This is a genomic window from Psychrobacter sp. H29, from assembly GCF_059073055.1.
In genome coordinates, this window is record NZ_JCACRY010000002.1 from 1 (window position 1) to 23,233 (window position 23,233).

A 23,233-nucleotide genomic window follows, 5' to 3' on the forward strand; every position below is an offset into this window, starting at 1 on the left:
TTACCAACCCGTGCCTGTATCTCACCACGTAGTACAGTACGCTCAAACTGCGGTGCGCGTTTTACAATACGACCTTTATGGTTAATGATAGCGGTAACACCAGTATTGGTCGCTCGAATAAACCAGCGCCCGTTCTCAAGCGCGCGCATTTGTACCATTTGCAAATGTTGCAATGGTCCTGCTGAAGTGCCAAACCAGGCATCGTTAGAGACGGTCAACAAAAAGTCAGTATCGATGGCATTTTTACGCGTGGTATCTGGATAAGCTACCTCATAACAGATAGCCGTCCCTATATTGTGTTCACGCACCTTTAGCGGTGACTGCTGATCACTACCACGACTATAGCTCTTAATATCCTGACTACCGGCCAAACTTGGGAAAATATCGAGCACGCCTTCAAATGGAATATACTCTCCAAAAGGCACTAGACGCTGCTTCTTGTATAGGCCTTCCGCTTCTACACCTCGAGCAATCACGCTATTGTAAAATGGGGGATACTTATCCGTACTGGCATTGAATGCCGCTTTATCCTTATAAGGGATACCAGTTATCCATGTCGTATTGGTCGCATTGGCCATTTCTATCATTTCACTAATAAAGCCCGCAGCCTCATCCTGAAACATCGGAATAGATGATTCAGGCCACACCACCACATCACGTCCCCACTCAGTGCGCGTTAACTTCGCATAAATCTTTAGCGTTTCTACTTGATATTGCGTCAGCCACTTTATATCTTGTGAAATATTACCTTGAATCAATGACACTGACAGATCAGGTGTGCCCTTAGGTTTTGTCCATTGCGGATTGACCAGCCATAATGATGTGCTAATGGCTAATAACAGTACAGAAACGACGGCATAACTACTGCGTCGAAGCAGTAGCTCTACTAAACTTGCAGCCAATAGTATGGCAACAAAAGAGACGGCAAAAACACCAGCAACGGGTGCTAAGGACGATAACCAATACTCTTCAGTAAATGCATAACCAACAAACAGCCACGGAAAGCCTGTGAATAACCAAGTTTTTAACCATTCTTGTAGCACCCAAAGAGCAGCAAATGAAAAGGGTTGTTTGCCTACCATACGGTTAAAGACTAGTGCTAAAAATCCATGAAACAGTCCCATACCGAGACCCATCAATCCAATCATAATCAATGCGAGCCACGTTGGAGTATCGCTATAATCATGGATGGCAGTATAGAGCCAAAAGCCGCCGACGCACCATAGCCCCATACCGTAAGCTTCACCGATAATAAAAGCGCGACGACCACTCATATTTGGTACCAACAGCGCATATAAAATCGCTGGTGACACTATTGCTAGCGGCCAGAACCCATGAGGCGCTAGCGCAAATAAAAAAATAGCCCCTGCAAGCCATGCTGCTACTAGCGTAAACCATAGCGGTAATTGATTTGAGTGAGTACTCAAACGCTTTTGTAGATTAATAGTAGACAGGCGCATCGCAAATTATCCAAAATTATGAGTTTTGAATTTTTAGTCAAAATCCAAAACTCGGATAGACCTGTTAATACTACAGGCAGCATTTCAAAATGAAAACTGCTTATGATACCAGTCCGCACTGCTCAATGGATAAATTTACGTACTCCGTTTGATGGGTTATTATGCTACATTACCAAACGATATGAAGTGTTACTTGACCTTCTATAGCTCACAATATCTACAGTACATGAGAGAGCACTATGACCCCCTTAAAAATAAAATCCAGTCTTATATTCAATCGTTATCTGTCTAAGGGGTTGCGTAGTACGTTAGTATTACTTGCCGCCTCATCACTATTTGCTTGTAGCCAACCGAGTAGTGGCGTATCTGATGCAAGCACAACATCGGCATCAACTGAAGATGTAGTGACTGTTCCGAAGACAGCTGAACCAAACGTTATAAATACTCCTATGATGACATCAGTAAGTAAACCAGACCTACTAAAAAACGTCTCAGCCACTGTCTATAAAGATGCCAATTGCGGCTGCTGTAAAGAATGGATAAGTCATGCAGAAGATAATGGTCTAAGTGCAACCGCGCAAGATGTTGCGGACTTAGCCGTATTTAAAGAGCGCTACAGCGTTCCAAATGAAATGCGTTCTTGCCATACTGTAGTCACTACTGATGGTTACGTCTTTGAAGGTCATGTACCCGCTAAATATATGGCGCAGTTTTTAGAAAATCCGCCAGTACAAGCTATGGGTCTTGCCGTACCTGGCATGCCTGTTGGTAGCCCGGGTATGGAGTATCAAAATAAATTCATGCCCTATCAGGTTATGCAACTCAATAAAGACGGGACGACCCAAGTTTATGCTGATATTGAATCGGTAGAGCAGCAATTATAGTGTGTTAGCAGTTAAGAATACTTTGATTATAGTGTTAGCGTTAAAAGCGAATGAAGCAAGTATAAGACTGTTCTATTGCTTATAAAATGATTCTTCATCAAAAAATTCATTAGCTATTGCGACTTTAAAATTAAAAATAACTTTGAATTTGTAACTTTTGATGACAATGTAAGCGGATTTATCGGTTATTAACCCTTAAAATAGATAAATAACTAAGGGTTAATACAAGAATATACAGGATGTATCGAAACAATTACGTAATATTAAATAAGCCAGTAGGGAATTAACATCTATATCAATATTATAAATTATTATATTATCTTAATAATTAGTTAGACCCTATATAGGGTAATTACTTCATCCAATAGAAAAACGTCTGAGGGTTAAATCTAAATTATAGATTTAACCCTCAGACGTTTTTTTGCTTATAAAACAGTAGAAATTGTGGTCAATCTAGTCAGCTATATTCTGTACATGTTACACAAACTTACATTGTAAAATGTGGGATATTAGCAATTTTTTCGACATCAAAAAAGTATTTTTGGGGTTTTTAAGGGGGATGACAGGCTAAACAGCCTATGCTAAAGTCGGCTTTGTGTTTTGGTCAGCAGCTTGATTTGTAACAGCTTCGTAAGACTTCAATGAGCTGTGATCGCCAATAATCATTTTTTATATGAATAATATGCAGCAGAAGTATCAGTCACTATGACATATATATACTTGAGTTATTGAGATTTAATTGACTGCGCTGTTGTTGATAACAGACGATTTTGAATTAACCGTAGGTATTAGATTTATGAAACAGGCTTTATTGATTTTGTCAGTACTGGGTATGGGCATAGCACAAACGAGTGGTGCTGCTATCACAATCTCTCAAACAAATAATACCATCACCAATACTTCTGTGGCATCAAACTACGGTTCATCAAAAAACATCTATAGCACCAAAAGTGGTGCTTATGTTTCTAATAATGATGAAATTAGTCAAGCAATTAGCAACCTAAGTGCGCAGGCCAAGCAAAAAGAGAATCAGCTTTCATCATTAAACAGCCGCTTATACGCTGAAAAACAACAGCAGCAAGTCAATAAGGTTCCTGACAGCAATTCAGCCCCCGCTATCGCTGCTGCTCGCGCCTCAAAAGTGGCTTTATCTGGCAGCTCTGGATATTGTGCCCGTTACGTACGTAAAGCACTACAATCAGCTGGTTATGAATTTACACCCAATCCTTCAGCCTATCAGTACGCCACTCGTGGCACGCTTGATAAAGCAGGTTTTAGCAAAATCAGTAATGATATGCCAACCCAAGTAGGTGATGTTATTGTCTATGATCGCTCATCAAAGCGCCCGCATGGCCATATCCAAATATTTGATGGCGAAAATTGGATTTCTGATTTCCGTCAGAACAGCATCAGCCCATACAGTGGTGTCTATGCTTATACGACATGGCGCGATTCAAAATACGTGGATGACGCATCCGCATCAGATCGTAATATCTACCTTGCTATGAATGATAAATAAGACTTTCTAAGTCAGCACAACATAGTTGTTATTTCCTCCAACCCAGTAGTGATCTTAATATCATTGCTGGGTTTTTTTGTGCTTAACATCAGGGCGTATTTAACCTTTCATGATTTGATCCGTCAGAAATGAACACTACTGATATCATTACTCATGACAGGAGTTATCGACAAGCGCGTTTAAAATGCCACATGATGACGCTGGTGCACTACTTGCACATTTCTGGCGCAAAACGGTCAAGTGATGCTTTAAGTGCATCAATTCTTCCATTCGTATTTCTACAGCATAAATTTGCTTATCTAGTAATGAGTTCACATCGCCGCAGTCCTTGTCAGGCGACTCCCAGTATTCAAGTAAGATTCGCACATCATCTAAAGCCATATCGAGCGTACGGCAATGTAGGATAAATTGTAGACGCTCAATGTGCTCTTCATTATATAAACGATAATTCCCTTCGCTACGAGAAGGCTCGGGTAATAAACGCTCTTTTTCATAATAGCGAATGGTTTCTACTGTGGCACCTGTGCGTTTAGCGAGCTCACCAATTTTGATTGTCATAACAACCTCTATGATTTAAATAATTAAAGTGGCTGTAAAGACTAGCGCTAGAGAAATTAAAATTACGAAACTGTAGATAAATAACCTTGACTCTAAAGCCACTATAGGGTTCATAATATCATTATTCAAAGGGTAAATTATTATGAAATATCATATTGAAGGTATGGACTGTGCCAGTTGCATCGGCAAGATTGAAACAGCTTTGAAACGTATGCCTGGGGTTTCTGATGTTCAGCTGAATTTCGCTACAGAAACGCTAGAGCTAAATTTAGCCCCTGGTGCGCCGACTCAGGCTAGTGATATCGAAAAAACAATCAAAAGCCTAGGGTTCGGCATCTCTGCCAATACTGGTCAACAAACTGTATCGGCTATTGATATTGACAGCGACAATCAGATGGCTCCGCAGGATAAGCAATGGTGGCAAACTCAAAAAGGCAAACAGGTTGTTGGCCTCGGTATTTTGATGGGCAGCGCTTATGCACTGTCACTACTGTTGCCCGCTTATGGGATATGGGTGTTTGCCATCGCTGTGATTGTAGGCGTTTTTCCATTTGCGCGCAAAGCCTTAGCACTGGCTAAAACAGGTTCATTCTTTTCAATTGAAACGCTGATGTCCGTCGCCGTGCTTGGCGCACTTATCATTGGTGAAGCTGAAGAGGCCGCAGCAGTTGTCTTTTTGTTCTCAATCGGTGAACTGTTTGAGAGTATCGCTGCTGATCGCGCTCGCGCTGGCATCAGAGCCTTATCATCGCTGGTTCCGAAAAGTGCAATTTTACTTGATGCTCAAGGTGGGCAGCGTAACGTTCCAGCGACTTCATTACAAGTGAATGACCTTGTGCTGGTGCGTCCTGGAGATAGGGTATCTGCTGATGGTTCCATTGTTCAAGGTGCGTCCAGCCTTGATGATTCGCCCGTGACGGGAGAGTCTGTTCCTGTTGCCAAGACGATGGGTGACAATGTATTTGCAGGGTCAATTAACATCGATGGTGTGCTCCAAGTGCGCGTAGAAAAGACAGCCGCCGATAACACCATTTCGCGCATTATTGAGCTGGTAGAGCAAGCCCAAGCCTCCAAAGCACCCACTGCCCGTTTTATTGAGAAATTCAGTCGCTATTACACACCGGCAGTGATGGCTATTGCCGCCCTAATTATTATCATTCCACCGTTAGCCATGGGTGGAGATTGGTCGACTTGGTTGTATCGCGGTCTAGCACTGTTGCTGATTGCCTGTCCCTGTGCTCTTGTACTATCAACACCCGCTGCCATCGCCTCTGGTCTTGCTGTTGGTGCGCGCCGTGGCTTGCTGATCAAAGGCGGTAGTGCTTTAGAAACTATCGGCCAAGTGAAGACGGTCGCTTTTGACAAGACAGGCACTTTAACTGAAGGCAAACCACGCGTGACCGATGTTGTTGCCTTTACACAAGAGGACTCAAGTATTCAAGGTCAGAATTCTCAAGGTCAAGATGAGATATTGGCACTTTTTGCCAGTGTGGAGACTGGTTCTAGTCACCCACTTGCTGAAGCCATTGTCAGCCATGCTGAAGCCGCTAAAGTTGTTATACCTGTGGCTTCCAAAGCTTCTGCTACTGCGGGTAAAGCGGTACACGCAACTGTCGCGGAGCGCGCGCTAGCTATCGGTTCGCCTGTTTACGCAGCCGATGAGGCATTGATTTCATCCACACAACAGGCGCAAATTGAGGCGCTGCAAAATGAGGGTAAGACCGTCTCTGTTCTTTTCGATGAGCAAAACCGTGAAGTGCTTGGATTAATCGCGCTAAGAGACGAATTACGAGACGACGCTCATGAAGGTGTGGCTCAGCTCAAAGCGATGGGTGTGCGCTCCGTCATGCTAACAGGCGACAACCGCTTAACCGCTCAAGCACTTGCCAGTAATTTAGACGTGGAATGGGAAGCTGAGCTGTTGCCTGAGGACAAACTGCGCCTGCTTAACGAGATGAAGAACAACCGCAAAATAGCGATGGTTGGTGATGGTATTAACGATGCGCCAGCGCTAGCAACTGCCGATGTTGGCATCGCGATGGGTGGTGGTACCGATGTGGCCATTGAGACGGCCGATATCGCATTATTAAAAAGTCGTGTTACGGATATGGCTCATCTCATCGCACTTTCACGTGCCACCATGCGCAACATTCATCAGAACGTCATTTTCGCTTTGGGTCTCAAAGGCGTCTTTCTGATCACGACCGTATTCGGCATTACTGGACTATGGATTGCGGTTCTAGCTGATGCTGGAGCAACAGTGCTCGTTACTCTTAATGCGTTACGTTTACTGCGCTTTAAGGGAGCGCCTCCACTGGTAAATCCGCCTAAAGTAGTTAAATAAAACCCTTCGAAATCAATTAAAAACTAGAGATAGCAGCAGATTTCGGGGGTGGGTTCTAATAATAAAAATTCCACCGCCACAGTAAACTGCAACCGCATTAGAGTAAATAAGGTTAGACCGTATGTTGATTACAGAATTGGGCTATTTTGCCTTGCTTACCGCTTTTGTATTGGCGTTATTGCAGGTAATTCTGCCAACTATTGGTGTTATTCATAACCAAGTTGCTTGGCAACGACTAGCCCCTAGCTTAGCTTGGGCACAGTTTGCCGCCATGATAACGTCATTTGGCGCTTTGATAGCAGGTTTTTATTATAATGATTTTAGCCTCAGTTACGTCGCGCAGCATTCCAATACGCTGTTGCCTTGGTACTATAAGTTATCGGCGACATGGGGCGGACACGAGGGCTCTTTGCTGCTATGGATGACCATCATGGCCACATGGTGTGCACTGGTATCATACTTTAGTCGCGGCTTGCCGTTATCAATGCGTGCGCGGGTATTAGTTATTTTGGCCGGTGTACAGTTAATGATGCTAACGATGCTGATATTTACCTCGTCACCGTTTGAGCGTACCTTACCCAATCTAGCGGTCGATGGCGCTGATTTAAATCCTGTCCTACAAGATTTCGGTCTGATTATTCATCCGCCCATGTTATATATGGGCTATGTGGGTATGGTAGTACCTTTTGCATTTTGTATGGCGGCATTGTGGGAAGGGCGTTTAGATGCTGCTTGGACACGCTGGTCACGTCCATGGGCGCTCGCGGCTTGGGGGTTTTTGACCATTGGTATTGCACTGGGCTCGTGGTGGGCCTACTACGAGCTTGGCTGGGGCGGTTGGTGGTTTTGGGATCCGGTAGAGAATGCCTCGTTTATGCCTTGGCTTGTCGGCTTAGCATTGCTGCATTCATTAGCAGTCACTGAAAAGCGCGGGGTGTTTAAAGCATGGACCATTATGCTGGCTATTTTCGCCTTTGCCTTAAGCTTGCTTGGCACGTTCCTGGTACGCTCTGGAGTCCTTACCTCAGTGCATTCGTTTGCCGCTGATCCGACGCGTGGTTTGGTTATCTTAGCTATTCTTGGCATTATCATCGGTAGTGGTCTATTAATGTTTGCCGTTCGAGGTTGGCGTTTAACCGTTGAAAGTCAATATCAGCTGATTTCACGTGAGTCCTTTTTAGTGATCAACAACGCCATCATTTTGATTGCAACCTTAGTGGTGCTGCTCGGCACCCTTTACCCTATTATCGCTGATGCCTTTGGTTTAGGACAAGTGTCCGTTGGCCCTCCTTATTTTAATGCATTATTTGTACCTTTAACGTGGCTGTTATTAATAGCTATGGGTATGGGCTCAAATATTCGCTGGAAAAAAGACACCCGTCCACTACTGGGTATAGGCATGGTCATCGCCGTTAGTAGCTTAGTATTAGCTGCCATTATTACTTACTTTGTTAATCCATCGTCTATGCTTAATATTGGTGTGACTTTAGCCGTTAGCTTTTGGGCACTGCTATGGATGGCAGTTGATTTTAAAGATAAAACTAAGAATGCGCCTAATCTTTTTAACGGTTTGCGGCAGTTGCGTCTGAGCTATTGGGGTCAACAGACTGCTCATATTGGCGTATTGGTTGCTGTCATTGGCATAGCCTTTACTAGTAGCCTGAGTATTGAGCGTGACGTAGCAATGGGTATTGGCGATACAGTCAATGTTCAAGGTTACGATTTTGAAGTAACTGAATTTTTTGAAATAAAGGGTAGTAACTTTGATGCAACGCAAGCGCAAGTCGTGGTATCCAAAGACGGTCGTGAAGTGGCGAAACTGACTCCAGAAAAGCGTACTTATATTATCAGCACGATGCCAACGACTGAAGCCGCTATTGACCCCAGTCTTATGCGCGATGTTTATGTCGCACTGGGCGAACCTATTGCCGATGGTAGTAACCAATGGGCATTAAGGATTTATGTAAAACCATTAATTCGCTGGATTTGGTTAGGGGCAATTATCATGGCTCTAGGTGGATTAATTAGCATGCTTGATAAACGATACCGCATCAAAAAAGTTAAAGCTCCGTTGCTAGTTACTGGTAGTTTGGCTACTGATGGAGTCAATGAGGTAGCTATTGAACAGGCAATCTCAGCATCGACGATGTCGACATTAAAGGAGAAATAAATGACTATGTCGAATAATACTCCTGAGCAAAAAGATAGCCAAAACAGTAAGCAGCGTAACCCAAAGACAATGAAAAAAAAGCAGACGAAGCTATGGTTCTTAGTTCCGCTTATCCTCTTTTTTGGTTTGGTAGTTATATTGTACATGCGCTTAGGTAAACCAACAGACATTGTGACCAATACCGCTCTTGAGCGTCCGGTTCCTACCTTTGAGCTGCCGGTATTAGCAGATACTACCCGTACTATCACCAATGATAATTTGCCGGATAAGCCGTTCTTACTTAATGTTTGGGGCTCATGGTGTCCAACTTGCGTTATTGAGCATCCGTTTTTAATGCAACTAGAAGAGCGCGGCGTTGATATCGTTGGTGTGAATTATAAGGATGAGATTGGTAATGCGCTCAGTTACTTAAACCGAGGCGGTGATCCATTTTCTATGTCTATTCAGGATTCATTGGGTCAGTTTGCTCTAGACTTAGGCATAACTGGTGCGCCCGAAACCTTTGTTGTGGATGGAGATGGCATCATTCGTCAGCATATTGTTGGTGAGATTAATGAAGCCAATTGGCAACAGCGTGTTAAGCCGTGCCTGACCGTACTTAATGAGGCTAATAAGAACAACGATAGCCCTGATCTCATTCAGGTTGAGGAGATGTGCAAATGAACGTTACTCGAATAAGAGCTCCTCAAATAAAACTCAATATAATTTTAAAACTAGCAAGCTTAATACTAGCGTGTCTGCTTAACATGACGGCAAACGCAGCTATTGACGTATACGATTTTGATTCACCACAGCAAGAAGCTCAGTATCGTGGATTAATAGAAGAGTTTCGCTGCCCAAAATGCCAAAATCAAAACCTTGCAGCCTCTGATGCACCGATTGCACAGGATCTAAAGCAAAAAGTCTATGATTTAATTAAAGATAGACGTAGTGATGCTGAAATACGCGCCTATATGCAAGAGCGCTACGGTGACTTTATTAGCTACAAGCCGCCTATGCGACCATCGACATGGATCCTATGGTTTTTTCCACCACTATTATTGCTCGTCTTAATTGTTGGTTGGTTTTGGCAAAGTAAACGCCGCCAAGTTGTCGCCCGTGGCCAAAACGGCGTTACAGTGAACAGTACTGCTGCCTTGACCTCTGCGGAAAAGGCTGAGCTTGATCGTCTATTATCGCAAGCTGAGAATGTCGACCACGATATTACTAGCATAGAGGACAAAAAATGACTCTATTTTCTACTTTTGGCTTATTTGTAGCTCTAAGCTTGCTGATTGCTCTTATATTTGCGCTAATTGCTATTATGCCATGGCTACGAGCACCGCGTTTGCAGTCCAAACCAATAGACAATCAACTGCTAGATATTAATGTTGCAGTATTTCGCGAACGTTTAGCTGAGCTACAAACAGATAAATACAGCGGTACTATTAATAATAGCCATTATCAAAATCAAAAGCTGGAACTGGAGCGTCAGCTATTAGATGCGCAGCGTCAGATAACACCTATGGTCACCCCTGATGTCAAAAGCCGTTTAATTGTCGCAGCTTGGATCCCAATATTGGCTGCAATGGCGTACTTACTAATAGGCAATCGTACGCCCGTGTTTGATTTGTGGACAAGCGAGGACAAAGTAGGACAAGTGGCTGATGACCTATTGACGGCTAAGATTGATAAGCCACCAAAGTGGGCGACTGAAAACGGTCGTCAGTTGATTAGCGCTATGCAGACCAACGTCCATCGTAACGCTGATGATCCTAATCGCTGGATGCGCCTATCTGAACTTTTCTTATCGATGGAGGCGACTGACTCTGCGTTAGAAGCCTTATCGCGTGCCTATCGTTTAGCACCTGATAACGAGGAGATTGCTACTACTTATGCTCAGACTAGTTTTTTTGTTAATGAAGGTCAGTTAGACGCCAATATTCGCCGTCTATTACAAGCTATATTAGCTAAGAATCCGCAGCATGAACGGGCTCAAATGCTCATGGCAATGGGTGAGACTCGTAGTAGTAACTTTGCCCAAGCGCAAGGTTGGATTAAACGCTTACAAGGCAGCATTGTGGCCAAACCAGGTGATCATACTAAAGCTTTAGCAAGCTTAGATGAGTTAAGCAACTACGTTAGCACGCAAGAAAAGCAAGCGCTAGAAGGTATTGACGTGACAGTGAAAATTAACGCTAATTTATTACCGTTAGTGAAAGCTGATGATGTGTTGTTTGTTGCGATACGTGACGTTAAAGGAGGTCCACCGTTTGCCGCCAAACGTTTACCCATTAGTATTATCAAGCAAGGTGAGGCTAGTATCCGCTTAAGTAATCTTGATGCGATGATGCCAGATCGCACGTTAAATTCAGCTCGTAGTGACAAAACTCAGTTAGCAGTCGTTGCTCGTATTAGTCATAGCGGTAATGCCATAGCAGAATCAGGCGACTTATCGGGTAATCCTATAATGATTAGCGTTGAACAGACTCAGGTTAATGTTGAAATCAATCAACAGATTCCCTAATAAAAAATTATTACCGTAAGTTTCATAAAACCAGAGCGGTAAGTGGAGCCGTTTATGAAAGTGGCGCGATTAATAATTGTATACCAAAAACATATACGTTTAACATTGTTCATTGTATAAACATAGATAAAGAAAACAACTATGACTGAATCTACCGACAGATTAGATAGTACTAAATTGAATAGCGTTGAATCGGCTAGTACTAATATTGCTGACAATAAAGTACCTATAGCTGTGAGTAGTACTCATCAATCGATTGACTCTAAAACCATGAATCATACGCCTAAAGCTATGTACGTGACTTCAGGCAACTCAATAACACCTAAAGGTAAGTTGGACAAAATGCCAAAAATGGTTGCCAATGGCAGTCGCGCTTTTATCTGGTATTTGTTGGCGATAATGGTATTAATACTTGATCAATGGACTAAGTGGTTGGCCCAAACCACATTAGCGTTCAATGACCCCGTACCGGTCATTGAACCATTTCTCAACTGGACACTCGCTTATAACTATGGGGCAGCATTTAGCTTTTTAGCCGACGCTGGCGGTTGGCAGAAATGGTTTTTCTCAGGCTTAGCTTTTGTAATGGCTATCTTTTTAACGGTTTATTTAATCAAAGCGCCACGTGCAGCCAAGCTATTATCTATGGGGTTGGCCTTAATGCTTGGTGGTGCGATTGGCAACTTAATCGATCGTTTAAGAATTGGTAAAGTGGTTGACTTTATCCATGTGCATTATGCTGATGTATGGAATTATCCTATTTTCAATGTTGCAGATATAGGTGTCTGTGTCGGTGTCGCATTGATTATAATTGACATGATATTTTTAGAAAGTAAGCGTAATAAATAAGCACATTGATGCCGATTATCACAAACAAAATGAACTAGCGTCGTAGTCACTCTATACGGAAACATACTTTTTATACTTGAGTATGTTTATAAAATGTGAACTGGAAGATAATGTATGACTGGTATAGGTACTCACTCATTTTAGGTCTTAAAACTCAATACTTAAAAGCTCTGCGTAGAGCCATTATTATAGAGACATTGAATAATCCATAAATTCTTTATTGATCATAACAAAAGGAAAATACAGTGTCACAGGCTCAGCCAACTATTGAAAAAATTCACAGCCTTAGAAAAAAACAAGAGACAGCGTTAAAAAGTCTTACCCTTATAGGCTATCTAGAAGGCACCTCTTTCTTATTATTGCTCTTCATCGCCATGCCACTAAAATATATGATGGACATTCCAGAAGGTGTGAAATACATCGGTATGGCACACGGTATGTTGTTTATTACCTATATCATAATACTTATAGGCTCAGCTATCAAAATAAAAATGCCTCTTTGGGCAATACCTGCGGGCGTACTCGGCTCACTCTTACCTTTTGGCCCATTTATATTCGATCATTTACTAAAAAAGAACTTGCAGGAAAATGCAAGTAAAGAAGCCTAGAACAAGCTCTGCTACAAATGCCACAAACGTATCTTATTACTCAAGATTATTTTTCCTAACTAAATCACAAGCCGCCATCACTCATCATGGCGACAAATGAATAACATTGAGCAGAAATTAATCACAATAAAACTTTAATTCAGACCAAGTATGAATAGCCTCACACTCCAGTTACTTTTCGAACTTATCTTACATACTATCGACAAACCCGTCTTGTTTAAAAGCTAAACAGGTTTTGTCATTCGCGATGGCTTTCCTGTTATCGTAGGGTATACCCCAAGGGAACCATCTAAAAGGCATCAAAAACCGATTAATAGACGACTTATAACAGACTATTGTACGTGTTTATGTTTATCAGAGCGTGTCTACGAGCGTCTACCAAAGAATAAGATGCCAAGCGTACCAAAAACGAGCTTATACAGTTTGCTACTGATCATGATCACAAAATTGCCGCCTTCTATGTCGAAAACGAATCAGGCGCAACTTTAATACGTCCACAGTTAATGTAAGTGATCGATGATGCCTATGAAGGCGATATAATTTTGGTAGAGCAGATTGACCGCTTAGCACGTTTAAACCAAGCTAATTGGGATACTCTCAAAAGAATGCTATTAGAAAAGAATCTGGGGTAGTATCAAAAGAGCTACCGACCTCATATATGACGCCTCAATCTGAGAGCAGCACTGAATTTATGAGCAGCGTATTACAGTCCATTAATTCGATGATGCTTGATATGCTCGCTGCTATTGCTAGAAAGGACTATAAAGATCGACATAACCGTCAGGTGCAAGGTATTGCTCATGCTAAGACAGAAGGTAAATATTTAGGGCGTAGGAAAGATACCGAAAAGCGTAAGATTATTGCTAGCCTCCTAAAATCTGGGCATAGCTATTCTGAAATACAAGCTACAGCTAAGTGTTCGCGTCAGCTGATAGCTGTTATAGCTAAACAAATACTCAAATACTCAAATACTCAAATACTCAAATACTCAAATACTCAAATACTCAAATTTTAGGAGCTGTAATAATTCTTGTCAAACAAAAGTAATCTGTTATCAAAGTTCCTTTAACATATTCTATTTTTAGTAGTTTATTAGCTTGAATAGGGTCAAGAAAAATATTGATTACTTTTCAGGCTACGGTATTTTCGCCGAATCGTTTTACAAACGAATCATCATTGGAACGATAATATTGAGACTAGCTTGAGCTTGATTATCAAGGCAGACTTTCCTGCGTATAGCAGGGTTCGTCTAACTATTCAAACCATCTGCTTCATCTTTAAAGGTCTCTACAACGATAGAGAAAATATCGTCCCAAACCTCATCATTTGCCAAAAACGGATAATCCTTCAGTAGCTTATTACTTTTAGCACCCTTATTTTGTAGCATGCTGCGAATGATTCTATCGGCATAGCTGTTGGGCATCTCAACAATCTCTTTTATCGCCAGTCGTGCATGGTCATGCTTTCTTAGGTACTGTGACTCGTTATGCATCTCTTTTTCAATAACATGAGCAATCAGTCCTGATAAGTACTGAACGTGAGGCGTTAGATCCATGAAGCGCCATGCAGGTTGAATCAGGTGAGTATTTCCAAAATTTAAGTTTGAGCGAATACCATCAGGGTAGGTAACTGCCTGTTTATCAAAGCTGTAATGATCACGGATTTGCTTCATGAGCGGCACAGAGACACGGTCTAAAATCTTATCATAGGCATGCCGGTCTGAGGGATGCTCGGCAATGGCTTGTGATATAGGTAGGATAATCGGCTCATGAATGACCTGGTCTCGCCTGAGGACGTCATTAATTAAAAAGCGATGTACACGGCCATTGCCATCCGCCAGCGGATGAATATATACAAAGGCAAAGGAGGCAACCGCACTACGCATCAGTGCTGATTGTCCCTCAGTCTTTTCCATAAATACCTGTAATCCTTCTAACTTATCAGCAATGTCATCAGCTGGTGGAGCAATATAATGCACAATTTCTTTAAAGCCATTGACCTGAGTATGCGACACAAAAACTGGTGATTGACGGACACCATACTGCTGGATAACCGTTTTGCTACCGAGTATCTCTTGTTGCAACTCTGCTAGTGATTCAGGATCAAGCGGAATGTCACCGGTGCCGGTACGCCGTGCCATCACATCGGCAAAACGTTCAATGCGTTTTAACTCTTTTCCCTCACCTTCTATAGTAAAGCTGGCTTTACTCTCTCGTAGGGTCATCCATACGGAGGCGCGCATCAGTAAGTCTTGCCCAAATTCATCGTTAAGTTTGTCAACCATTGTGGCAATATCGAGTGCAGCTGCTTGCGTAAAGGCCTCTGTTTTTACCAGCATCGGACAGAAATGACGGGTTCCTGCTAGATTGTCATTGATACGCCAGCGAGCGTTCTTGATGACCTGCGAAGGACTTGAAGTAACCAACTTCTTGGTATCCAAAGCATCCACATAGTTACCGCCTATATTACTCGGTACCTCTAAATGCTTATCCATGAGCCACTCATACAAGAAAGCCATTCTACGGGCATAGCTGCCTGTCGGCTCAGCGTTTACCCATGCTTGCACGTCATTTGCCCCTATCTGCTCAAATAGACGAACCAGTAACTCTAAATTCAGTACTTCATGACGCATGTGAAACTGTAAGTGCGCAATGATAGTGTCCAGTGGACGTGCGGTTTCCTGATAAGCGTTATGAATGACGTCACCGTCTTTATAGGTTTGTCTGCGCCCACCGATACTACTGCTGACATATAAAGGCGAAACCAGCTCTATGCTGGCATAACGGACAAGCCATGCTGCGCCAATAGGATCTGAGATAGGGGTATTCATCATGAGTGGCTCAAGCGATTATAGATAAGCCATTTTGCGCAAAAACAATTATGAATGCAATATAATGATTATTATAAAGCCTTATTGCATTAAAACGATTTTCTTATGACGTTGCGATGCCTTTAAATCAAGACCAAAGGTCACGTTGAGTCGATATTTAAAATACCTCAGCTATTGACCTGCTTTAAGACACGATAAACGGTAGCTACGCCAACACCAACCGCCTTAGCGATCTCTTCTTTTGTCATATTGTTTTGACTAGCCAATGCTTTAATACGATTGTGTTTTGCGGTATTGGCTTTCTTACCAGTGGGTTTATAGCCACTGTTGGCCAATCCTTGTTTAATGCGCTCTCTACGCTTGTCATTATCAAGCTTTGCCATGGTCGCTAATAAATCGATCAGCATATCGTTAATCACTTTTAGGATCTCACCTGTCATACCGTCACTCATCGTATGTGTGGTTGGTAGATCAGCCACCACCAATCGTAAGCCCTTATCTTTAATACGCTGCTTTAGAATCGAAAAATCATCTTGAGATAGTCTGCTTAATCTATCCACGCTTTCAACCAATAAAATATCGCCTTGCTCGGCGTCCTTTAGCAACTTAGCTAAGATTGGTCTATCGAGCTTTGTACCACTGAAGTGCTCAACGTAATCAACATAGCTATCACCATAGCGGCTACTGAAGGCAACCAAATCTATTAATGCTCTAGTAGCGTCTTGATCCTTAGTGCTGGCTCTCACATAAATACGAACGGTCATAATACCTCTTTGTATCAGTTAGACTTAATAATTGATGTTCATTGATAATAGCAAGATATTACTATCATTTAATATCAAATAAAAGTCAAATGATAGATAGGTTATCGTTTAGAAGTTTTATGTTTTGGGTATAGGTTAATGGTAGACCGCTTAGCACTTTTAAATCAGTATGACTGGGACATCTTAAAAAATACTGTCTGGGAAAAAGCTAGCGGTAGTATCAAAAGAGCTGCCGACTTCATATATGGCCTTGTAGCCTGCAAACAATACTGAGTTTATGACTAGCGTATTGCAAGCCATCACCTCAATGGTGCTTGATATTTTCGTTGATATTGCTAGAAAGAACTATAAAGATCGGCGTAACCGTCAGATGCAAGGTATTGCTCGTGTTAAGACAGAGGGTAAATACTCAGGACGTAGGAAAGATACCGGGAAGCGTAAGATTATCGCTAGTCTCCTAAAATTTGGGCATAGCTATTCTGAAATACAAATTACGGCTAAGTGCTCGCGTCAACTGATAGTTGTTGTAGCTAAAGAAACGGAATGATACTCAAATACTCAAATACTCAAATACTCAAATACTCAAATACTCAAATACTCAAATACTCAAATACTCAAATACTCAAATACTCAAATACTCAAATACTCAAATACTCAAATTCATTTTTCTCTTACCATCATTTCATAATGTGCAAGATGGTTAGTATGCTTGAAGATATCTTTAAATATGCGTTTGTATTCATCTATAGTTGAGCTTTGGTCATCAACGTACAAGTCGTCTGGTATACAGTGAGATCCATCATTAACCCAACATATAAGAGATCTACAAATCAATTGCTCGTGAGTACATGAGAAGCATGCCAAAATGTCATTATCCTCAATCCCTCCAAGGATCTTGAAATAATTTTCAATGATACGTCGCATAGAATTTTGAAGTGTTGTTTGAGACGTTGAATCTTCTCTTAACTCTTGCCATAAAAGCTCATAAGAGCTTTTTATAGGGTTTTTATTATAATAGTTTTTTATGCTCGTAACATTTCCAACTTTTCTAAGATTCCAGAAGTTAGCTCTACAGCTGGCTTTTAGTTTGTTACTTGTATAGGAAATTTCTTTATGAAAATATACATTATGAGTCAGGACTATTAGTTGTTTTATCTTGTGGTTGCTATCATTGTTTATATCGTAAATGATATCTTTTACTAAGCTACTAACAACAAATAGGATGTTACTATCTAAGCTTGATATAGGGTCATCAATAACGATCACTCGGTTTGAATTTATCGTACTTTCTGTCGATCCACCTTTGCAAAGATGATAAAAATAAAGAAAAGTTATAAAAGAAACTTCACCTTCACTCAACGTTTCATTAGCAATAGAACCATCATTTCTCTTTAATTGATAGTGTTTGTTACTATCTGGACTTTCCACTATAGAAAATCCCGTAAACCCGAAGTAACTCAAAGTGAGCTATGCTGAAGAAACCGTACAAGTAAACTTGGTAAACTAAGCATATTAATCGGAGTTTATCATGGTCAAGAAAATAAGAACCTATAGCACAGAATTTAAAGCTGAAGCCGTTAAGAAGATATCAGACAATAATGGCAATATCTCAGCGACTGCAAAGCAGCTTGGCATCGCCATGCAAACCTTATCGAACTGGAACAACAAAGCCAATCAAGGCAAGCTGATTGGCACAGAGCAATATGATCCTGATCTCATGAGTGCTCTTCAAGAAATAAAGCAGCTCAAGCGGCAGCTTAAAGTAGCCGAAGAGGAGCGAGAGATATTAAAAAAGGCGACGGCGTACTTCGCGAAAAACAGCTAGTCAGGTACGCCTTCATCAAAGATAACCAGCACTTCTTTACCATCACCACTATGTGCCGCGTGCTAAGGGTTAAGCATTCAAGTTACTACGACTGGCTGAGTCGCGATATCAGCGAGCAGCAGATACATCGCAACCATTGTGAGCTACTCGTTAAAGCCGCTCACAGTGAAACTCATGAGCGCTATGGTGTTGAGCGTCTGCATGCGCATCTAAGTGAGCAAGGTCATAACATCAGTCCCTACATGGTCAGAAGCATCAAAGAGGAATACAGCATCAAATGCCGTCGCCACAAACACTTTAAAGTCACCACCGACTCCAATCACAACAAACTGGTCTATCCAAACGTGTTGGATCAAGAGTTTGATGCCAGTCGCCCTAACCAAGCGTGGGCCAGTGACATCACCTATATTTGGACGCTTGAGGGCTGGTTGTATTTAGCGGGAGTCAAAGATTTATATACCAAAGAGCTGGTCGGCTATGCGATCAATAAGCGAATGACCGCAGATCTAGTATGCAAAGCATTGAACATGGCCATCAAGAATAAACAACCAAGCAAAGGGCTAGTCGTTCACTCTGACAGAGGCAGTCAGTACTGTAGCCATGCTTACCACAAGATCATCAAGCAGCATCAGTTTACAGGTTCAATGAGCGGTAAAGGCAACTGCTTTGACAACGCACCCATAGAAAGCTTCTGGGGCATATTGAAGAACGAGCTAGTATATCACCAAGACTATAAAACAAGGTTTGCAGCTATCAGAGATATCATTGGATATATTGAGTTATATTATAATCAGACTAGGATTCAAAAGGGTTTAGGCTATAAATCGCCAAGACAGGTGTGGTTTGATTATTATCGTCAGGCTGCGTAATCAAAATCTCCCAAGTTTATATATACGGGATTGACGGCAGGGGTCAAAGAGCTGTTTATATCATCAATTGTTTTTTTAGTATTCGTCTTTTTCTGAGATAGTTGTGCTATCTCTCTATTTATTTTCTTAATGTTAGCTTCCGTCGTCGCTAGACGCTCATTAATACTCCTAATAGCACTATTAGCATTTTTACTCTCCCTATTATATTTCTTTAGATTATCCTTATTTAGTTCAGCTATGTATCGCCAAGAATTTCTTACTTGACCCCTGCCGTCAATCCCGTATATATAAACTTGGGAGATTTTGATTACGCAGCCTGACGATAATAATCAAACCACACCTGTCTTGGCGATTTATAGCCTAAACCCTTTTGAATCCTAGTCTGATTATAATATAACTCAATATATCCAATGATATCTCTGATAGCTGCAAACCTTGTTTTATAGTCTTGGTGATATACTAGCTCGTTCTTCAATATGCCCCAGAAGCTTTCTATGGGTGCGTTGTCAAAGCAGTTGCCTTTACCGCTCATTGAACCTGTAAACTGATGCTGCTTGATGATCTTGTGGTAAGCATGGCTACAGTACTGACTGCCTCTGTCAGAGTGAACGACTAGCCCTTTGCTTGGTTGTTTATTCTTGATGGCCATGTTCAATGCTTTGCATACTAGATCTGCGGTCATTCGCTTATTGATCGCATAGCCGACCAGCTCTTTGGTATATAAATCTTTGACTCCCGCTAAATACAACCAGCCCTCAAGCGTCCAAATATAGGTGATGTCACTGGCCCACGCTTGGTTAGGGCGACTGGCATCAAACTCTTGATCCAACACGTTTGGATAGACCAGTTTGTTGTGATTGGAGTCGGTGGTGACTTTAAAGTGTTTGTGGCGACGGCATTTGATGCTGTATTCCTCTTTGATGCTTCTGACCATGTAGGGACTGATGTTATGACCTTGCTCACTTAGATGCGCATGCAGACGCTCAACACCATAGCGCTCATGAGTTTCACTGTGAGCGGCTTTAACGAGTAGCTCACAATGGTTGCGATGTATCTGCTGCTCGCTGATATCGCGACTCAGCCAGTCGTAGTAACTTGAATGCTTAACCCTTAGCACGCGGCACATAGTGGTGATGGTAAAGAAGTGCTGGTTATCTTTGATGAAGGCGTACCTGACTAGCTGTTTTTCGCGAAGTACGCCGTCGCCTTTTTTAATATCTCTCGCTCCTCTTCGGCTACTTTAAGCTGCCGCTTGAGCTGCTTTATTTCTTGAAGAGCACTCATGAGATCAGGATCATATTGCTCTGTGCCAATCAGCTTGCCTTGATTGGCTTTGTTGTTCCAGTTCGATAAGGTTTGCATGGCGATGCCAAGCTGCTTTGCAGTCGCTGAGATATTGCCATTATTGTCTGATATCTTCTTAACGGCTTCAGCTTTAAATTCTGTGCTATAGGTTCTTATTTTCTTGACCATGATAAACTCCGATTAATATGCTTAGTTTACCAAGTTGAGCTATGCTGAAGAAACCGTACAAGTAAACTTGGTAAACTAAGCATATTAATCGGAGTTTATCATGGTCAAGAAAATAAGAACCTATAGCACAGAATTTAAAGCTGAAGCCGTTAAGAAGATATCAGACAATAATGGCAATATCTCAGCGACTGCAAAGCAGCTTGGCATCGCCATGCAAACCTTATCGAACTGGAACAACAAAGCCAATCAAGGCAAGCTGATTGGCACAGAGCAATATGATCCTGATCTCATGAGTGCTCTTCAAGAAATAAAGCAGCTCAAGCGGCAGCTTAAAGTAGCCGAAGAGGAGCGAGAGATATTAAAAAAGGCGACGGCGTACTTCGCGAAAAACAGCTAGTCAGGTACGCCTTCATCAAAGATAACCAGCACTTCTTTACCATCACCACTATGTGCCGCGTGCTAAGGGTTAAGCATTCAAGTTACTACGACTGGCTGAGTCGCGATATCAGCGAGCAGCAGATACATCGCAACCATTGTGAGCTACTCGTTAAAGCCGCTCACAGTGAAACTCATGAGCGCTATGGTGTTGAGCGTCTGCATGCGCATCTAAGTGAGCAAGGTCATAACATCAGTCCCTACATGGTCAGAAGCATCAAAGAGGAATACAGCATCAAATGCCGTCGCCACAAACACTTTAAAGTCACCACCGACTCCAATCACAACAAACTGGTCTATCCAAACGTGTTGGATCAAGAGTTTGATGCCAGTCGCCCTAACCAAGCGTGGGCCAGTGACATCACCTATATTTGGACGCTTGAGGGCTGGTTGTATTTAGCGGGAGTCAAAGATTTATATACCAAAGAGCTGGTCGGCTATGCGATCAATAAGCGAATGACCGCAGATCTAGTATGCAAAGCATTGAACATGGCCATCAAGAATAAACAACCAAGCAAAGGGCTAGTCGTTCACTCTGACAGAGGCAGTCAGTACTGTAGCCATGCTTACCACAAGATCATCAAGCAGCATCAGTTTACAGGTTCAATGAGCGGTAAAGGCAACTGCTTTGACAACGCACCCATAGAAAGCTTCTGGGGCATATTGAAGAACGAGCTAGTATATCACCAAGACTATAAAACAAGGTTTGCAGCTATCAGAGATATCATTGGATATATTGAGTTATATTATAATCAGACTAGGATTCAAAAGGGTTTAGGCTATAAATCGCCAAGACAGGTGTGGTTTGATTATTATCGTCAGGCTGCGTAATCAAAATCTCCCAAGTTTATATATACGGGATTGACGGCAGGGGTCAAGTTTACTTGTACGGTTTCTTCAGCATAGCTCAACTAGTTCTGCTTTTGAAGCACCTAATCTTGAAACCAATGCATTTTGTTTATCAATCAGGCTATTTGCTTCATTAATAATTTTCTGTAGTTGCCCGATTTCAGTCATAGTGACATCTATGTCGATAACCCTGTTAGGTTTCTCTAACTTGCTAGCTATAAGGTTTATATTTAATTGGATTTTAGTTCTAAGTTGAGCCATAAACCGTTCAAACGAAACCGAATCGAAAGCATAGGAGGTTTTAACTTTGTGAGCGTCGGCTATCTGTTGGAATGAATTGAGCAACTTATCTGAGTAGCTGGTATATGCATTTTGCAAAGACTTTAATAGATTTTCTTTGATTGTGTAGTTGTTATCAAAATAACTGTGAATATCTTCTCTGAAATTATGGTCTATTGTGTCCTTTTGACAGAATGGACATGTTTCCACATTATCTTGGAGATAGGTCGATCCTTCACGTACCCAAGAGCTGATATTCAAACTTTCTATCAGTGCTGATATGTTAATGTCACCTTTTCCTACAATGATCTCTTTCCAAATATCATTGTTCTCTACCTGATCTAGCCCTGATGAAGGGCTTATAATCTTTGGCAAAGACGAAGGAGCCTTGCCATAAAGAGTCTCTGACTGTTCTTCTAATTCCTTCAAATCTAGGAGTGCTGCTGTGCCACCCAATTCGATCAAACTTTTCGCAAAAAAATCCTCTTTCTTCCCAAGATATCCCGATAGTGGGCTTTTTAAAGCATTTTTTCTCAACTCTCCGCTATCAAACCAGACAGCATCAACGACCTCTTTCTTTAAATCTAGTAAGTCTTTTTTCTTATCTGCTAAGCTTTTTCCTAGTCCGAAACTTACTTTTTCTAAACCTTCAACTTCATTTTGTTTTTTTAAGATCAATTTTTCGTTATCTATATCGTCCTCACCAATTGTAAACACCCCGTTCAAGCTGGCATTATTGAGTATATTTTTCTCTTTAAAATCCTTATTATAAACATGAATATCAAGGGGTCTATCTGACAACCATCTTATTGTACAGTTGGGAGAACGAGTTCTTAATAGATTAGAAAGAGTGGTTTTTCCACTTCCATTGGTTCCATATATAAAGTTAATCTTACCTAAATCATTACAACTAATGCCTGACTCATTGTAGGTAGCAATATTTTTTACTTGGAAACTTTCGATCATAACGCTATCCGTATAGAAAGGTCTTAGTGTATTTTGATAAATAAA

The 23,233-nt window shown here is 41.7% G+C and carries 20 protein-coding genes; 13 read left to right on the top strand and 7 right to left on the bottom strand.

Features of this window, described 5'->3' with window-relative positions; all coding sequences use genetic code 11:
- A partial coding sequence (lnt, locus tag AC5JP1_RS12975) for an apolipoprotein N-acyltransferase (RefSeq protein WP_493844493.1) occupies positions 1-1,460 on the bottom strand: 1,460 nt, incomplete at its 3' end.
- A 239-nt stretch (positions 1,461-1,699) separates the two neighbouring features.
- On the opposite strand from lnt, the gene AC5JP1_RS12980 reads away from it, so the two are divergent.
- Together AC5JP1_RS12980 and AC5JP1_RS12985 are read left to right on the top strand one after the other, a co-directional pair.
- Entirely contained in the window at positions 1,700-2,344 is a 645-nt protein-coding gene (locus tag AC5JP1_RS12980; RefSeq protein WP_082787298.1) for a DUF411 domain-containing protein, read from the top strand.
- 796 nt (positions 2,345-3,140) lie between these two features.
- Positions 3,141-3,863 carry a CHAP domain-containing protein gene (locus AC5JP1_RS12985; RefSeq protein ID WP_057758750.1) on the top strand — a complete coding sequence of 241 codons (723 nt, stop codon included), beginning with the start codon at positions 3,141-3,143 and terminating at the stop codon, positions 3,861-3,863.
- Between the two features lie 147 nt (positions 3,864-4,010).
- Here the strand turns inward: AC5JP1_RS12985 and cadR are convergent, their stop codons facing one another.
- Positions 4,011-4,421 (bottom strand): Cd(II)/Pb(II)-responsive transcriptional regulator, encoded by a 411-nt coding sequence (gene cadR / locus AC5JP1_RS12990; RefSeq protein ID WP_493844494.1) that lies wholly within the window; start codon positions 4,419-4,421, stop codon positions 4,011-4,013.
- Between the two features lie 142 nt (positions 4,422-4,563).
- Between cadR and AC5JP1_RS12995 the strand changes: the two genes are divergently transcribed.
- From AC5JP1_RS12995 to AC5JP1_RS13030, 8 genes are all read left to right on the top strand, one after another.
- Positions 4,564-6,765, top strand: coding sequence for a heavy metal translocating P-type ATPase (locus tag AC5JP1_RS12995; RefSeq protein ID WP_102083145.1), 2,202 nt, complete (start codon positions 4,564-4,566; stop codon positions 6,763-6,765).
- 121 nt (positions 6,766-6,886) lie between these two features.
- The gene (locus AC5JP1_RS13000; RefSeq protein WP_114701930.1) at positions 6,887-8,935 is read left to right on the top strand and encodes a heme lyase CcmF/NrfE family subunit; all 2,049 of its coding nucleotides are present in this window, start codon (positions 6,887-6,889) and stop codon (positions 8,933-8,935) included.
- Between the two features lie 69 nt (positions 8,936-9,004).
- Entirely contained in the window at positions 9,005-9,598 is a 594-nt protein-coding gene (locus AC5JP1_RS13005) for a DsbE family thiol:disulfide interchange protein (RefSeq protein WP_493844506.1), read from the top strand.
- An 83-nt stretch (positions 9,599-9,681) separates the two neighbouring features.
- A complete protein-coding gene (locus AC5JP1_RS13010) occupies positions 9,682-10,164 on the top strand; it encodes a cytochrome c-type biogenesis protein (protein WP_371532842.1) in 483 nt (160 codons plus the stop codon).
- A complete protein-coding gene (gene ccmI, locus AC5JP1_RS13015; protein ID WP_493844495.1) occupies positions 10,161-11,441 on the top strand; it encodes a c-type cytochrome biogenesis protein CcmI in 1,281 nt (426 codons plus the stop codon). Before AC5JP1_RS13010 ends, ccmI begins: the two co-directional genes overlap by 4 nt.
- Positions 11,442-11,582: 141 nt before the next feature.
- A complete protein-coding gene (gene lspA, locus AC5JP1_RS13020) occupies positions 11,583-12,290 on the top strand; it encodes a signal peptidase II (protein ID WP_114701927.1) in 708 nt (235 codons plus the stop codon).
- A 245-nt stretch (positions 12,291-12,535) separates the two neighbouring features.
- Entirely contained in the window at positions 12,536-12,898 is a 363-nt protein-coding gene (locus AC5JP1_RS13025; RefSeq protein ID WP_493844496.1) for a DUF3817 domain-containing protein, read from the top strand.
- A 733-nt stretch (positions 12,899-13,631) separates the two neighbouring features.
- Positions 13,632-13,913, top strand: a complete 282-nt coding sequence (locus tag AC5JP1_RS13030; RefSeq protein ID WP_493844497.1) for a hypothetical protein — start codon at positions 13,632-13,634, stop codon at positions 13,911-13,913.
- Between the two features lie 234 nt (positions 13,914-14,147).
- On the opposite strand, the gene AC5JP1_RS13035 is transcribed toward AC5JP1_RS13030, so the two are convergent.
- Together AC5JP1_RS13035 and AC5JP1_RS13040 are read right to left on the bottom strand one after the other, a co-directional pair.
- Positions 14,148-15,731 (bottom strand): Fic family protein, encoded by a 1,584-nt coding sequence (locus AC5JP1_RS13035; RefSeq protein WP_114701979.1) that lies wholly within the window; start codon positions 15,729-15,731, stop codon positions 14,148-14,150.
- A 164-nt stretch (positions 15,732-15,895) separates the two neighbouring features.
- Entirely contained in the window at positions 15,896-16,492 is a 597-nt protein-coding gene (locus AC5JP1_RS13040; protein WP_114701980.1) for a recombinase family protein, read from the bottom strand.
- 277 nt (positions 16,493-16,769) lie between these two features.
- Here AC5JP1_RS13040 and AC5JP1_RS13045 point away from each other — a divergent pair, with 277 nt between their 5' ends.
- Positions 16,770-17,039: a recombinase family protein gene (locus AC5JP1_RS13045; RefSeq protein ID WP_443535576.1), complete on the top strand. Its 270-nt coding sequence runs from the start codon at positions 16,770-16,772 to the stop codon at positions 17,037-17,039.
- Between the two features lie 113 nt (positions 17,040-17,152).
- On the opposite strand, the gene AC5JP1_RS13050 is transcribed toward AC5JP1_RS13045, so the two are convergent.
- Positions 17,153-17,953, bottom strand: a complete 801-nt coding sequence (locus AC5JP1_RS13050; RefSeq protein ID WP_493844498.1) for an AAA family ATPase — start codon at positions 17,951-17,953, stop codon at positions 17,153-17,155.
- A gap of 67 nt (positions 17,954-18,020) precedes the next feature.
- Between AC5JP1_RS13050 and AC5JP1_RS13055 the strand changes: the two genes are divergently transcribed.
- Positions 18,021-19,186, top strand: a protein-coding gene (locus tag AC5JP1_RS13055) for an IS3 family transposase (protein ID WP_493842780.1) whose coding sequence is annotated in 2 segments (ribosomal slippage) — positions 18,021-18,279 and positions 18,279-19,186 — 1,167 coding nt in all. Because the reading frame shifts where the segments join, the coding sequence is not laid out codon by codon here.
- Between the two features lie 307 nt (positions 19,187-19,493).
- Here AC5JP1_RS13055 and AC5JP1_RS13060 read toward each other — a convergent pair.
- Positions 19,494-20,659, bottom strand: a protein-coding gene (locus AC5JP1_RS13060) for an IS3 family transposase (RefSeq protein ID WP_493842780.1) whose coding sequence is annotated in 2 segments (ribosomal slippage) — positions 19,494-20,401 and positions 20,401-20,659 — 1,167 coding nt in all. Because the reading frame shifts where the segments join, the coding sequence is not laid out codon by codon here.
- A 100-nt stretch (positions 20,660-20,759) separates the two neighbouring features.
- On the opposite strand from AC5JP1_RS13060, the gene AC5JP1_RS13065 reads away from it, so the two are divergent.
- Positions 20,760-21,925, top strand: a protein-coding gene (locus AC5JP1_RS13065) for an IS3 family transposase (protein WP_493842780.1) whose coding sequence is annotated in 2 segments (ribosomal slippage) — positions 20,760-21,018 and positions 21,018-21,925 — 1,167 coding nt in all. Because the reading frame shifts where the segments join, the coding sequence is not laid out codon by codon here.
- Between the two features lie 66 nt (positions 21,926-21,991).
- Here the strand turns inward: AC5JP1_RS13065 and AC5JP1_RS13070 are convergent.
- The gene (locus AC5JP1_RS13070; protein WP_493844499.1) at positions 21,992-23,188 is read right to left on the bottom strand and encodes an AAA family ATPase; all 1,197 of its coding nucleotides are present in this window, start codon (positions 23,186-23,188) and stop codon (positions 21,992-21,994) included.
- Between the last annotated feature and the right edge of the window lie 45 nt (positions 23,189-23,233).